Source organism: Brevundimonas sp., from assembly GCF_041648115.1.
Classification (GTDB): domain Bacteria; phylum Pseudomonadota; class Alphaproteobacteria; order Caulobacterales; family Caulobacteraceae; genus Brevundimonas.
In genome coordinates this window covers 14,880-28,870 of the sequence record NZ_JBAZPR010000007.1, presented here as the reverse complement: position 1 = coordinate 28,870, position 13,991 = coordinate 14,880, and the positions used below count along the sequence as shown (strand labels likewise).

General features: G+C 68.1%; 7 protein-coding genes. 3 read left to right on the top strand and 4 right to left on the bottom strand.

Translation table 11 applies throughout. The annotated features are described in order from the left end of the window. Positions 1 to 76: 76 nt before the first annotated feature. Positions 77 to 1,381, bottom strand: coding sequence for a cation:proton antiporter (locus WC597_RS07710; RefSeq protein ID WP_372692766.1), 1,305 nt, complete (start codon positions 1,379 to 1,381; stop codon positions 77 to 79). Between the two features lie 26 nt (positions 1,382 to 1,407). Further along, complete coding sequence (locus WC597_RS07705; RefSeq protein WP_372692765.1) at positions 1,408 to 3,960, bottom strand: exo 1,3/1,4-beta-D-glucan glucohydrolase; 2,553 nt, start codon at positions 3,958 to 3,960, stop codon at positions 1,408 to 1,410. Positions 3,961 to 4,250: 290 nt separating this feature from the next. On the opposite strand from WC597_RS07705, the gene WC597_RS07700 reads away from it, so the two are divergent. The 3 genes from WC597_RS07700 to WC597_RS07690 are packed head-to-tail and all read left to right on the top strand — an operon-like array spanning position 4,251 to position 8,782. Further along, positions 4,251 to 6,530 (top strand): WD40/YVTN/BNR-like repeat-containing protein, encoded by a 2,280-nt coding sequence (locus tag WC597_RS07700; RefSeq protein ID WP_372692764.1) that lies wholly within the window; start codon positions 4,251 to 4,253, stop codon positions 6,528 to 6,530. Next, positions 6,527 to 8,149, top strand: a complete 1,623-nt coding sequence (locus tag WC597_RS07695) for an alpha-L-fucosidase (protein WP_372692763.1) — start codon at positions 6,527 to 6,529, stop codon at positions 8,147 to 8,149. The genes WC597_RS07700 and WC597_RS07695 overlap by 4 nt, the downstream gene beginning before the upstream one ends. A gap of 33 nt (positions 8,150 to 8,182) precedes the next feature. Next, entirely contained in the window at positions 8,183 to 8,782 is a 600-nt protein-coding gene (locus WC597_RS07690; RefSeq protein ID WP_372692762.1) for a hypothetical protein, read from the top strand. Here WC597_RS07690 and WC597_RS07685 read toward each other — a convergent pair whose 3' ends face one another. Together WC597_RS07685 and WC597_RS07680 are read right to left on the bottom strand one after the other, a co-directional pair. Next, on the bottom strand, positions 8,783 to 10,747 hold the full coding sequence (locus tag WC597_RS07685; protein ID WP_372692761.1) for a sialate O-acetylesterase: 1,965 nt from the start codon (positions 10,745 to 10,747) through the stop codon (positions 8,783 to 8,785). Positions 10,748 to 11,041: 294 nt separating this feature from the next. Continuing rightward, complete coding sequence (locus WC597_RS07680; RefSeq protein WP_372692760.1) at positions 11,042 to 13,978, bottom strand: TIM-barrel domain-containing protein; 2,937 nt, start codon at positions 13,976 to 13,978, stop codon at positions 11,042 to 11,044. Between the last annotated feature and the right edge of the window lie 13 nt (positions 13,979 to 13,991).

The window sequence follows — 13,991 nt, the reverse complement described above, 5'->3', positions numbered from 1 at the left end:
CTCCGTCAAAGCTTGGCGTTCAACATATCAGCCGATCGGACATGATCCGCCCAAGTTTCAACTGACGAACTGAACCTCAGGGCTGGATCGGCTGGAGACGCGCAGGCGGCGCCGCGTCCGCCTCGTTGACCTGTCCCAGTTCGCCCCGCTCGCGGGCCTTCTTGCCATAGACCCATTCGAACAGGGGCGATGCCATCAGGGTGGTGATGATGGCCATCAGCACCAGGATCGAGAACAGGGCCGGACCGATGATGCCGCGCTGCAGACCGATGTTGATGATGATCAGCTCCATCAGGCCACGGGCGTTCATCAGGGCGCCGATGCCCAGGGCCGTGGCCTTGTCCTGGCCCGTCAGGCGCGCGGCGGCCCAGCAGGCCCCGCCCTTGGCCAGGATCGACCCCAGCAGGATGACGGCGGTCACCGCCAGCAGGCCCAGGCTGTTGACCATGGTCAGTTGGGTGTTCAGACCCGAGAAGGTGAAGAACATCGGCAGCAGCACCAGCACGGCGAACGGCTCAAGCTGACGCTTGACCTCTTGGCTCAGAAGGCCGCGCGGCATGGCGACGCCCAGGATGAAGCCGCCGAAGACGGCGTGGATGCCGACCGCGTCCATGGCCCAGGCGCTGAGCATGAAAAGGATCAGCACGATCCCCAGCACCGTGGGGCTAAGTCGTCTCTCCCGCTCGACGATGCGGCCCAGCGGCGCCAGCAGTTTCGGTCCGACCGTCAGCATCAGGATGGCGAAGGCGCCGCCCCCGGCGATGGCCTTGATCGCGACTGGCGGCCCGTCGCCGAAGCTGGCCAGGACGATGGCCAGGACGCACCAGGCGCCGGCGTCGTCGATGGCCCCGGCCGCCAGCGACAGCGAGCCCAGCCGCGTGCCGCTCAGGCCCCGCTCATGGATGATGCGCGCCAGCATGGGGAAGGCGGTGATCGAGATGGCCGCGCCCATGAACAGCATGGCCTGCCAGGTCTGGATGCCCGCGCCGAACAGCCCTTGGCTGACCAGCCAGGGCGCGATGGCGACGGCGACCAGGAAGGGCGCCGCCATCCCCGCCAGCGACACGGCCGCCGCGCTTCTGGCGTTGGTCTTGAAGTGGTCGCGCTGGAAGCCCAGCCCGACCAGGAACATGTAAAGGCCGACGCCCAGCTGGGCGCCGACGAACAGGATCGACTTCGAATCCTTGGGGAAAAGGGCCGCCTGAAGATCGGGCGCCAGCAGGCCGAACAGCGACGGACCCAGGATCACCCCGGCGATCATCTCGCCCACCACCTGCGGCTGGCCCAGGTAGCGTTTGGCCAGCCAGCCGACGATGCGGCAGACGGCGATGATCACCGCCATTTGCAGGAAGAAGGCCACGCTCAGTTCCGCGTTCGTCATCCGCCTTCCCCCCGTTCACCCTAAGCCTAGCGCGTCGGACAGACCGCGTCGCCCTCGTTGGAGGCCAGGCGGATGTCCTCGACGGTGACGATGAAGTCGGCGGCGGTGCGTAGGCCCCAGGGCTGATCGACAGCGGCGATGTCGGTGCCGTGATCACGCAGGCACGACAGGCGCACCTTCAGCGTCCGCCATTCGCCGACAGGCGCAGCGTTCACCAGGCTGGTGATGTCCACAGACCCCGCGCCCAGAGTTAGGAAGACGGGGCCGCGCGCACGGGCGTCGACGCGGTAACGGAAGGCGATGGCCATCTCGCCATTCGACTGACGCGTCAGATCGACCGGGCTGGCGGCGATGACCGCATGGCCGCCGCCTTGGGCGAAGGTGAGTGCGCGCGCCGATTCCTGGCCCGCGCCGTCGGTGGAGCGCACGGACACGCCGCCTCGCGGGCTGGCGCCGGTGATCTTGGTCCCCAGACGCATCTCGCCGCCGTCGTCACGCAGCATCAGCGACCAGGGCGCGACGAAGCGGCCATCGACGAAGTAGCGATCCAGGCTGCCGATCTCGCCGACCACGCCGCTGTCTTCCGACAGGGCTCCGACGCGGGCGCCGTGGGCATAGGTCAGGCCATAGCCGTAGGCGAACTGCGGGTCATAGCCGGGCTGGCCGACGTTCAGGGGTTCGCCCTTGGCGTCCTTGGGCCAGCTGAACGACAGCTTGCCGGTGAAGTCGTTGCGCGGTTTGCCGGCCGCATCGCCGATCAGAACGTCGGACACGCCTGCGCCTTCCGTGCCCGGCAGCCAGGCGGCGACGAAGGCGTCGGACTGGTTGATCTCGGGATTGGTCCACATCGGGCGGCCCGACAGGAAGACCGACACGGTCGGAATGCCCGCCGCCTTGAGGCGCTTCAGCGTCTCCAGCGGTTCGATCGGCAGGAAGTCCAGCGTGTCCACGTCGCCCTGGAACTCGGCATAGGGCGTCTCGCCGAAGACGACGATGGCGACATCGGGCTTTTGCGTGAACGACCCGTCGGCGCTGAGGGTCGCCTGACCACCGCCGGCGGCGACGGCTTCCTGGATGCCGCCCCAGATCGACTGGCCGTTGGGGAAGTCGGCGTTGGAGTTGCCCGTGCCCTGCCACGTCAGGGTCCAGCCGCCCGAGGCCTGGCCGATGTCGTCGGCATGACCGGCGACCAGCACCCGCGCGCCGGCGCGGATCGGCAGGACGCCGTCGTTCTTCAACAGGACCAGCGACTTGCGAACCGCCTCGCGGGCCAGGGCGCGGTGCGCGGGCGAGCCCAGCTCATTGAAATGCCCCTCGACCGGACGAGCGTCGACGAACAGGCCGGTCTTGACCTTGGCCCGCAGGATGCGATGCACGGCCTCGTCCAGGCGCGCCATAGGGATCTCGCCCGACTTGGCCTGGGCCAGGGTGTTCTCATACAGCGGCTTCCAGCTGTCGGGCGCCATGAACATGTCGATGCCGGCGTTGAAGGCCAGGGCGCAGCTTTCGTTGGAGCAGCCCGGCAGCTGGCCGTGGGCGTTCCAGTCGGACACCACGAAACCGTCGAAGCCCAGCGGGCCGCGTAGCACGTCCGTCAGAATGGTCTCGTTGCCCGAATGTTTGACGCCGTTCCAGCTGGAGAAGCTGGCCATGATCGACAGGATGCCGGCGTCGATGGCCTGGGGATAGCCGGACAGGTGGGTGCGGATCAGCTCCTGCTCCGTCCCGGCGAAGTTCCCCTGATCCTTGCCGCCGGTGGTGCCGCCGTCGGCCAGGAAGTGTTTGGCCGAGCCGGCGATATGGCCGGGGGTCAGCGGATGGTCGGCCGACAGCGCGCCTTGCAGGCCCAGGGTCATCGGCCCGGCGTAGCTCTGGGCCACTTCCGGGTTTTCGGCATAGCCTTCGAAGGCGCGGCCCCAGCGGTCGTCCTGCGGCACGGCCAGGGTCGGGCCGAAGGTCCAGTCGGCGCCGGTGACGGCGACTTCCAGCGCGGTCGCCTGGCCGATGCGGCGGATCAGGTCGGGGTCGCGCGCGGCGCCCAAGCCAACGTTGTGCGGGAAGATGGTGGCGCCGACGATGTTGTTGTGACCGTGGACGGCGTCGATGCCGTAGATCAACGGAACCTTGGCGCCCGGACGCTGGGCCGCCGCCGCGCGGAAGGCCTGGGCCAGTTCGACCCATTTCCGGGCCGAGGCGCGCTCGTCGCCGCCGGGCGAGGAATTGCCGCCCGCCAGGATCGAGCCCAGCGGATAGGCCAGCAGGTCTTCGGGCTTGATGGAGGCGATGTCGGCCTGGATCGTCTGGCCGACCTTTTCCTCGATCGTCATTCGGCTCATCAGTTCGGTGACGAAGGCCTCGGTCGCCGCATCCGTCATAGCCGCCGGCGATGCGGCATGAGGCCACAGGGCGGGATGGGCGCGCGTGGCGTCGGTGACGATGGAGGCCTGGGCGGTAACGGCCTGAACCGGCGCCTGACGGGTCGAGGCCGTAGCCACGGCGCAGGCGCCGGTCGCGAGCGCAACGCCCAGAGCAAGGGCGGAAACGGCGCTGCAGCGCGAGGTCGAAATACGCAGGGTCATGTCGGTGTCCGTCAGTGTGGCGGCGAAAACTATGCGGCGAAAAACCCGGCGCGACCACAAGGGTCGCACCGGAAGTTCGCTCAGGGTCTGCAAAAATCCAGGCGTCGCTCGACGCGCCGACAGCGGCGAAATCCGTTTGAACCCGAGGTTCGCTCCCGACACGTCGTTGACCGACGCCCTGATTTTTACAGACGCAACTTGATGCACCTATGACAATCATGTCAACTGCTCACGTTAGCGCTAACATCGAGAGACGGGATAACGTTTCCGACCCAGGGAGAGACGGCGGCATGACGACAGGCGTGACACGACGCACGGCCGGCCTATTGGCCCTCTCCTTCGGCGGGCTAGGGATGACCACGAGGGCGCAGGCGCAGGAAGCCGCCCCCTATGTCTGGCGCAACGTCGTGGTCGGCGCGGGCGGCTTCATTCCCGGCATCGTCTTCAGCCCCGTCGAGCGCGGTCTGGCCTATGCGCGCTCGGACATGGGCGGGGCCTATCGTTTCGATGCGGCCACCGGTCGCTGGTCGCCGCTGATGGATTCCAGCCCCCGTGCCGGCGATTTCGGCATCGAGAGCATCGCCGCCGATCCCATCGACGCCGATGTCGTCCATGCAGCGGTCGGTGTTCACAAGGCCGATCCCGGCGCCATGCTGCGCTCCTCCGACCGGGGCGAGACGTGGCAACGGACCGAAGTGCCTTTCCGCATGGGCGGCAACGAGGACGGACGCGGCCTGGGCGAGCGGCTGGCCATCGACCCGAACGACAACCGCGTCCTCTATTTCGGATCGCGCCACGACGGCCTGCAACGCTCGACCGACGGCGGCGAGAGCTGGGGCAAGGTCGAGGCCTTTCCTCTGAAGGGGCTGGGCACGCCCACCGACCGCAGCACCCACGGCGGGCTCAGCTTCGTGGTCTTCGATCCCCGCAGCGGCCAGAGGGGCCAGCCGTCGCGGACGCTGTTCGTCGGCGTCGCCGATCCGCACGAACATGCCCTCTATCGCTCGGACGACGCCGGGCGAACCTGGCGACTGGTCGAGGGCGGGCCGCGCGCCGAACTATCGGCGGCCAAGGCCGAGTTGGACGACCGGGGCATCCTCTATGTCACCTGCACCCTGGGCATCGGTCCCAATGGGGTGACGGACGGCGCGGTCTGGCGGCTGGATACCAATACCGGCGCCTGGAGCGACATCAGCCCGCCCCGCCCCCAGACCACACAAGGCGGCGGCTTCATGGGGGTGGCGCTGGATCGCAAACGGCCAGGCGTGATCATGGTCTCGACCCTGAACCGCTGGCAGCCCGGCGATACGATCTGGCGCAGCACCGACGACGGGCGAAGCTGGACCAGCCTGCGGGAAAAGGCGCGGCACGACGTCAGCGCCACCCCCTATCTGAACTGGGGCAACGACAAGCCGGACTTCGGCTGGTGGATCGCGGCCCTGGCGCTGGATCCATTCGACAGCGACCGGCTGATCTATGCGACCGGAGCCACCGTCTATGAGACGCGCGACCTGTCCGCCGCCGACGACCGCAAGCCGACCGACTGGACGCCGTGGGTCGAGGGCATCGAACAGACGGCCGTAATCACCCTGGTCAGCCCGCCGAAGGGACCGCAGTTGCTGACCGGGTTCGGCGACATCTCCGGCTTCGCACATGAAGACCTGAGCCACTCGCCGCAGCGCCAGTTCACCACCCCCGTCTTCGCCAACACCAACCAGATCGACTATGCCGGCGCCGCGCCCGACACCGTGGTGCGCAGCGGCACGCCGCATGAGGGTGTGGCCTCGGAAGGTCACGATGGTTCGACCCTCGCGTGGTCCGACAATGCGGGGCTGAGCTGGAAGCCGCTGGGTCGTCCCCGGCCGGCCTCGGGCGAGACGCCGGTCGCGGCCGACAATCCGCGCATGGACCTGTATCGCGACGCGCCGATCATGGTGTCGGCGGACGGCTCGAAATTCGTACTGGCCACGCCGCAGGTCGTCTGGTCGCGGGATCGGGGCGCGACGTGGAAGGCCTGCGCCGGTCTGCCGATGCTGTTGAGACCTGTGGCGGATCGCAAGGATCCGATGCTGTTCTACGCCTTGGATTTCCGCACGGGCGCCTGGTACGTCAGCGTTGATGGGGCCGAGAGCTTTGCCGTCGTGCCATCGACAGGCCTGCCCGCGACCAGCGCCGAGGACCGGCCGATCTGGCGCGAGGTCGCCTTCCCGCTGAAGGCGACGCCCGACCACGAGGGCGACCTGTGGTTCGTGTCGCACAGCGGCCTTTACAACAGTCGCGACGGGGGTCAGCGGTTCGACAGGATCGATGGGGGCTTGAGCGTCGAGATGCTGGACTTCGGCAAGCCGCCCGCCGGTTCGACCTACCCGGCCCTGTTCGCCATCGGCACGCGGGGTGACATCAGAGGCGTCTTCCGATCCGACAACCGGGGCCGGGTCTGGGTCCGGGTCAATGACGACCAGCATGAGTATGGGCGCCGCTTCCGCGCCATCGCGGGCGATCCCCGCGTCTTCGGCCGCGTCTATGTGGCCACCGACGGACGCGGCGTCGTCTATGGAGAACCGGCATGAACCTGTCGCGACGCGGACTTCTGGGAGCCGGCGCCTCAGCCTCGATGCTGGGGGCGTGCGCCACCACGCCGGAAGCGACGACGGCGGCTGGGCCGTTCAAGCCGACCTGGGACAGCCTGGCCGCAGGCTACAAGACGCCGGACTGGTTCCGGGACGCCAAGTTCGGCATCTGGTCGCACTGGGGGCCGCAATGCGTGCCGGAGTTCGGCGACTGGTACGGCCGCCAGATGTATATCCAGGGCAACCCCTTCTACGACCACCACGTCGCGACCTACGGCCACCCCAGCCGGTTCGGCTTCATGGAGTTCATCGACCAGTTCAAGGGCGACCGGTGGGATCCCGAGGGGCTGCTGGACCTCTATCAGGCGGCGGGCGCCCGCTACATCATGTCGATGGCCAACCATCACGACAATCTGGACCTGTTCGACAGCGCCCATCACGACTGGAACGTGATGCGGGTCGGGCCGAAACGCGACATCGTCGGCGCCTGGGAGAAGGCGGTGCGTGCGCGCGGCCTGAGGTTCGCCGTGTCGAACCACGCGGCCCACGCCTGGCACTGGTGGCAGACGGCCTATGGCTATGACGCCGAGGGGCCGCTGAAGGGCGTGCGCTATGACGCGGCGCGGCTGACCAGGGCGGACGGGGCCGGCAAGTGGTGGGAGGGGCTGGACCCGCAGGAACTCTACACCGGCCCGACCTTCGCCCCGCCGGACGGGATCAACTCCATCGCCGAGATGAACGCCTGGCACGATGCGCGCGACGGTCAGTGGATCGAGACGCCGCCCGCCAACAACCCGGCCTTCGTGCGGTCCTGGGTGGCGCGTCAGCGCGACCTGATCACCAAATACAGGCCGGACATGGTCTATTTCGACAACTACGGCCTGCCGCTGGGGCGGTACGGGCTGGAGGCGACGGCGGAGTTCTACAACGCCTCGCTGGCCTGGCGCGGCGAGCTGCCGGTGGTGAACGGCAAGCGGCTGGACGACCGGCAGCGCAAGGCGATCACGGAGACGGTCGAGCGCGGCTTCTCCGACAGTCTGAAGCCCGAGCCGTGGCAGACCGACACCTGTATCGGCGACTGGCACTACAACCGCGCCCGCTTCACCGGCCACTATTATGTCCCGGCCCACAGCGTGGTGCAGCGGCTGGTGGATGTGGTCTCCAAGAACGGCAATCTGATGCTGAACATCCCACAGCGGGGCGATGGGTCGATCGACAGCGACGAGCGCCAGATCCTGACGGACATCGCCGCCTGGATGAGGGTCAACGGCGAGGCCATCTTCGACACCCGGCCCTGGCGCATCTATGGCGAGGGGCCGACGACGGTCGTGGGCGGCATGCACGGCGAGGGTGCGGCGCGACCGTGGACCAGCCAGGACATCCGCTTCACCACCAAGGGCCAGACGCTCTACGCCTTCGCGCTGGACTGGCCCGAGGATGGGCGAATGGTGGTGCGCGCGCTGAACCCGCAGGCGGGCCGGGTCGAGACGGTCGAACTGCTGGGCGGCGGCGCCCTGCCCTTCCGCCAGACGGCCGAGGGCCTGGTCATCGACCTGCCGGCCGAGCGGCCCGTGGCCACGGCGCCCGCCGTGCGGCTGAGGGGCGCGGGTCTGGTCTGAATTTCACAAGGCGAAAACGGGAGGAGAAACGCCATGAAGACCCTGTCCATCGCTCTGAGCATCGGCCTGATGCTTGGGACGCCCGCGCTGGCCCAGACGACGCCTGCGCCGCAAGCGCCTCGCGCGAGCATGATCGACAAGCTGATCAACTCGCCCTTCGTGCAGAACTGGAGCACCTGGGGCCTGACGCCCAATCCGACGCCGCATGACGCCCAGGGCGTGACGGGGGGCAAGGCCCTGACCATCGACGTCAAACAGGCGGGCGATCCCTGGTCAGTCGGGGCCGTCATGCCCAACAGCGGAGCCATCAAGGCGGGCGACGTGCTGCTGCTGGGCGTCTGGGTCCGCGCGAGCAGCCTGCCCGAGGGCCAGACCGAAACCCGGATGCCCGTCATCCTGCTGGAGGCGCAGGGCGAGCCGAAGGTCGCCCTGGCCCAGGCCAGCAACGTCGCCGTCGGAGAAGCGTGGACGATGCTCTACGCGTCGGGCGTCGCCGCCAAGGATGTCGCGGCGGGCCAGAGCAGCATCATCCTGCAGATGGGCCAGGCGCGACACAGGCTTGAGCTGGGTCCGGCGCTGCTGTTCGACTTCGGCCCCGACTACGACCGGATGCGCCTGCCCCAGAACCCCTGATCAGCGGATCTCGGCCTCGAACGGAACCGCCGGGAGACCGGCGGGGCCGTAGAGGTTGCAGACCGGGCTGTCGGCCCAGCAGAAGCGGACCTTGAGATCGGTCGCCATGGCCGAGGCGAGCACGACTTCGTCGGTCGCCAGCGTCGCATCGACGAAGCGGCAGGCGCTGTCGGCCCCGCACAGTTCGAACCCGACCGGGCGGTTGGAGCCATGGGCGACCAGTTGGGCCGAGGCGGAATAGCGGATGTGGACGCCGTCGGCGGCGCGGGTCACGGCGATCGGCTGGGGCGAGACAGGCTGGACCTGGTCGTCCAGACGACGGGCCTCCAGCGCCAAGCGGCGGCCGACCTCCAGCTTGTTGGTCGGGTGGATGTCGTAGCGGTCGCCGATGTCGATGGCGACCGCTAGGCCCGCCAGGGGATCGGCATTGACCACCGTCCGTTGGCTCTCGCGCAGGGCGGCCCACCAGGAGTTGGTCGGCTGGGCGGCGGCGGGACCGAAGTCGGCCAGTTGCACCACCAGCATCCGCATCTCGGGATTCTCGAACCGGGCGCGCCAGTCGGCGAACAGGGCCGGCAGCAGGCGGCGATAGCCGACGTAGTCGCCGACGTTCGACTCGCCCTGATACCAGGCCATGCCCTTCAGGCCGTAGGGGCCAAGGGGCGCGATCATGCCGTTGTAGAGAGTGGTGGTGCCGCTGCCGCCGATCCAGGGCGTGCGCGGCGGATTGGGCAGGTCGGCCAGGGGCGCGGCGACGCGGTGACGCCAGCCCGAGGACAGGGCCACGGCCGTGCCGTCCGCCAGCACCAGCCGCTTGTTCGCCGCCGGTCCCCAGGCGCCGCCGCCGCCGTTGGTGTCCAGCACCCCGACCGCGATCAGGTTGCGCCCCGCCTTCAGCGTGCCGGCGGGAATGGCGTAGGTGCGGGGCGTGTCCCAGCCCTGCTGGCCGCCGACATATTTACCGTTGACCCAGGTCACGTCGGCGTCGTCCACCGGACCCAGCTCAAGCGTCGCGCCCTGGCGCGCCTGGGCGGCGGTCAGCTCGACCTCTTTTCTCAGCCAGACAATGCCGTCGAAGGTGGCGAGGCCAGGCACGGTGGATTCCCAGAAGCCTTCGGCCGGGATGGGCGCCCAATCGGCGGCATTGGTGCGGGGCAGATGCCAACCCTGCTTCGTGCCAGGGTCGTTGGCGGTCCACCAGGCCTGCGTGACCTGGCGCCAGATGGCGTCGCCCCGCGACGGATCGCGGGCGTAGGCATCCAGGGCGTTCAGCGCCTCCTGATGGCCGCCCAGTTTTTCGATGGCGTCGCGGCTGAGCCAGTCCTCGATGATCGACCCGCCCCAGGAGGCCGCGATCAGGCCGACGGGCACGTCTTCGGTGCGGCGTAGATCGCGGCCCATGAAATAGCAGGCGGCCGAGAAGTCGCGCACGCTTTGCGGGCTGGTGGTGCGCCACTGGCCGACCGAATGCGGGGTCGATGACGGCGCCGGCAGGCTGGAGCGGCCGACCAGGAACAGGCGGATCTTGGCGTCGTCAGCATTGCCGATCTCGCTCTCGGCATTCGTCGCCTGACGAACGGCGAACTCCATGTTCGACTGGCCCGAGCACAGCCAGACGTCGCCGACCATGACATCCGACACGGTCTGGGTCGCGCCGCCGGACTGGGCCGTCAGGACATAGGGGCCGCCGGCGGTCAGGGTTGGAAGAGCGGCGCGCCAGGCGCCGTCGGGGTCGGCGGTCGCCTGGACCTGGGCCTGGCCGAGGCTGACCGAGACGGCCGCACCGGGGGCCGCCCTGCCCCACACAGTGATCGGGCGACCGCGTTGCAGGACGGCGTGGTCCTGGAACATGGCGTCGAACAGGGCGGCGGGAACCGTCTGTATCTCCGCCGGGCTCTGGGCCAGGGCGGGGGCGGCTGTGGCGAGGACGCCCATGGCGACAGCGGCGAGCAAGAACGAGCGCATCTGCGCCTCCTGATGTTCCGCCTCAGGCGGAGGGTCCGAAACTGCACTGCACCCCAAAAACGAGTGCAAAGTGCAAGAAGGTGCAGTTTCGCCGCAGACTTGGACTGTCCAACGAAAAAACAGTCCAACGAGTCCAACTTCGCAAGGTCGGGGCTGGCGATTTCAAAGACCGAGCCGCGATTATAAGGCCGCTCGGCGCCCTGTATGGAAGAAGACCCGATCTTTTAGAAAACACGTTCGACGACAAGGGGTTGAGCATCGACATCGTGTCAGATGTCGATGCTCGCGTGGTCCCTAGCGGCGGACCTCGACCGCCTGTCCGTCGTACTGGATCGTCCTGGCCGGGGCGGCGTCGAAGTTTCCGACATCGGCGCCCGGTCCGCTGACGAAGCGCACATTGATGGTGCGGTTCGCCGGCATGGTGGGATACGAACCCGTGCGCGCGCCGATGGTCAGGACGCCGGTCGCATCGTTCCAGGTCATGGGGATGTTGGAGAACTCGCCACGCTCGTAAGCGTAGGTCGTGCCCTGATCCTCATAGAGGGAGAAGGTCCCGTTCGCGCCGGTGTAGATCACCAGGGTCAGCGGGCCGTCCAGCTTCTCGGCCGTGTACTGGATCGCCGGGCCGGTGGGCAGGATCGAGCCGGCGCGCACGAAGACCGGAATCTTGTCGACCGCGGCCTGGACCGTGACCGAACGGCCGCCTGCGTATTTCTGGCCCGTCAGCATGTCGTACCAGTCGGCCCCTTGCGGGAAATAGACCGGGCGGCTGCGCGCCTTGTATTCCGTCACCGGCGCGACCAGCAGGGCGCGGCCGAACAGATACTGGTCGTTGATGTCGCGCGCCTTCAGGTCGGACGGGAAGTCCATGACCAGGCCGCGCATGATGGTGCCGTCGCGCTGATAGACGTCGCCCGCCACGCTGTAGATGTAGGGCATCAGCCGATAACGGGTGCGCATCTGCTCGGCATAGGCGTCGTACATCGGCGTGCCGGGCTGGGCCAGATTATAGACCTCGCGCAGCGGGAACTCGCCGTGCGAGCGGAAGACCGGCGAGAAGGCGCCGAACTGGAACCAGCGCAGGTTCAGCTCGTCCCACTCGGCCTTGTCCTCGGGCTTCATGCCGTTGGGGTTGGAGTAGCGGGCCTCGACCGAGAAGCCGCCGATGTCGTGGGTCCAGTTGGCCAGACCGGACAGGCCGGTGTTCACGCCCGCCGAGATCTGATCCTTCAGATTGTCCCAGCGCGCCACCACGTCGCCCGACCACAGGGTCGAACCGGTGCGTTGCAGGCCGCCCCAGGCCGAGCGGGTCAGGATATAGGTCCGCTCGTCGCCCTTCTCGCGCCTGAAGTTGTTGTAGACGTTCTCGGCGTTGATCAGCGGATAGGAGTTGAAGACATAGGCGCCTGGGCCGATGGCCGTCGGTCCCATGCGCAGGGTCCGTTCGGGGATGTCCAGGTTGGAGTGCATGTCCGGCTCGACCGAATCCAGCCACCAGCCGTCGAAGCCCATGCCCTTGAAGCTGTCGGACATCTGCTTCCAGTACAGGTCGCGGGCGGCGGGCAGATAGGGGTCGTAGAAGCTGTTGGCGTAGCCGGGTCCGACCCAGTCGCGCGCGCCGACGTCGACGTTACGGGTGTACATGCCGCCGATGGCGTCCAGCTGCTTGTAATGGTCGGTCGTCGGATAGAATTTCGGCCAGACCGAAATGATGATGTTGGCGTTCATGTCGTGAACGTCCTTGACCATCTGGGTCGGGTTCGGGAAGCGCGCGGGGTCGAACTGGTGCGAGCCCCAGGCGTTCTCGGGCCAGTAGAACCAGTCCTGGACCACGTTGTCGATCGGCAGGCCCAACTCGCGATAGCGGCGGACGGTGTCCACCACCTCGGCCTGGGTGTTGTAGCGCTGGCGGCTCTGCCAGAAGCCGTAGGCCCAGCGGGGCAGCATCACCGACTTGCCGGTCAGGCCGCGATAGTTGGAGATGACGCCGTCAAGATCGTCGCCGCCGATATAGTAGTAGTCGATGGCCGTGCCGACTTCGGACGCCAGGCTGAGCGCGCCCTGATCGGCGTCAGGCAGCGGGTCCTGGTGGCGCAGCGAGATATAGCCGTCCTCAGGGATCCATTCGATCTTGATCGGCACGCGGGTATCGGCGGCCATCTGGACCTGGAAGTCGTGGTCGAACGGGTTCCAGTTCTGGCGCCAGTTATCCTCGACCATCTGGCCGTCGATCCAGACCTTCACATAGCCGGACGAATAGAGGCGGAACTTGTGCAGGCCGGCCGTCGAAGTCTCCAGCGTGCCTTCCCAGACGACCTTGACGCCGGCCTGGCCGGGCTTGCCCATGTCGCCGGTCTGGACCGGCTGGCCCGGCTGCGACTTGAGGCCCTCGGGCCAGCGCGACCATTCGCGGATGAACTCGTAGTTCACCTCGGTCTCCTGGCGCTGAACCTTCAGCTGGTCGTTCTGATAGTAGCTGGCGGTCAGGCCGCCGAACCGGCCCGTGGCGTCGCGCACGATGAACTGGTCGGCGATCATGCCGTAGGGGCGCGGGTCGCCGAAACGGGTGATCGAGTTGTTGTCCCACAGGACGCCGTAGTTGCGGCTGGACACGACCAGCGGAATGCCGACGTCGATATTGTGCTGGGCCAGCAGGACGTCGTGGCCCTTGTAGTTCATCACGCCCTGCTGGTGCTGCCCCAGGCCGTAGAAGGCCTCGTCCGCCGGGCTTTCCCAGACCTGGCGCGTGGCCAGGAAGCGGTGGTCGCCCTTCTGGTCCTCGACGGTGACGGGGCTGAGCTCGCGGCTGCCGGGGCGCTCCTTCAGCACCTCCTGGCCGTTCTCATCGAGGAAGCGGACGGCGCCGGTCTCGCGCGAAACCTCGGCGGTGGCCTCGGCGGTCTTCAGCACAACCACGTCGCCGTGCGTCTCGACCTGGAACGGTGTGGTGGTCGAGGGCTGGGCCGTGACCATCAGGCTGGCGGGCAGTTCGAGGTTCGCGTTCTCGGTCGCGGTGACGCGGATGGTCTCGGGGCCATAGACCTCCAGACGCACGCGGCGGGCGGCGCCCTCGGCCGGGGTAACGACGATGCCGCTGGCGGTGCGTTCGAACGCCGCCTGCTGGATCGCGCCGGCGGAGGCGCCGTTCATCAGGCCCTGCCCCGCGCAGGCGGCCAGGGGAGCGGTCATCAAGGCGGCCAGGAACAGGCGGCGGGCGAGGGTCGGGATCATGGCGGGCGCTCGC

Excerpts from the sequence above, each read along its gene's own strand:
- WC597_RS07680 (WP_372692760.1), bottom strand. The coding sequence starts at position 13,978 with ATGATCCCGACCCTCGCCCGCCGCCTGTTCCTGGCCGCCTTGATGACC.
- WC597_RS07695 (WP_372692763.1), top strand. The coding sequence starts at position 6,527 with ATGAACCTGTCGCGACGCGGACTTCTGGGAGCCGGCGCCTCAGCCTCG.
- WC597_RS07685 (WP_372692761.1), bottom strand. The coding sequence starts at position 10,747 with ATGCGCTCGTTCTTGCTCGCCGCTGTCGCCATGGGCGTCCTCGCCACA.
- WC597_RS07710 (WP_372692766.1), bottom strand. The coding sequence starts at position 1,381 with ATGACGAACGCGGAACTGAGCGTGGCCTTCTTCCTGCAAATGGCGGTG.
- WC597_RS07700 (WP_372692764.1), top strand. The coding sequence starts at position 4,251 with ATGACGACAGGCGTGACACGACGCACGGCCGGCCTATTGGCCCTCTCC.
- WC597_RS07690 (WP_372692762.1), top strand. The coding sequence starts at position 8,183 with ATGAAGACCCTGTCCATCGCTCTGAGCATCGGCCTGATGCTTGGGACG.
- WC597_RS07705 (WP_372692765.1), bottom strand. The coding sequence starts at position 3,960 with ATGACCCTGCGTATTTCGACCTCGCGCTGCAGCGCCGTTTCCGCCCTT.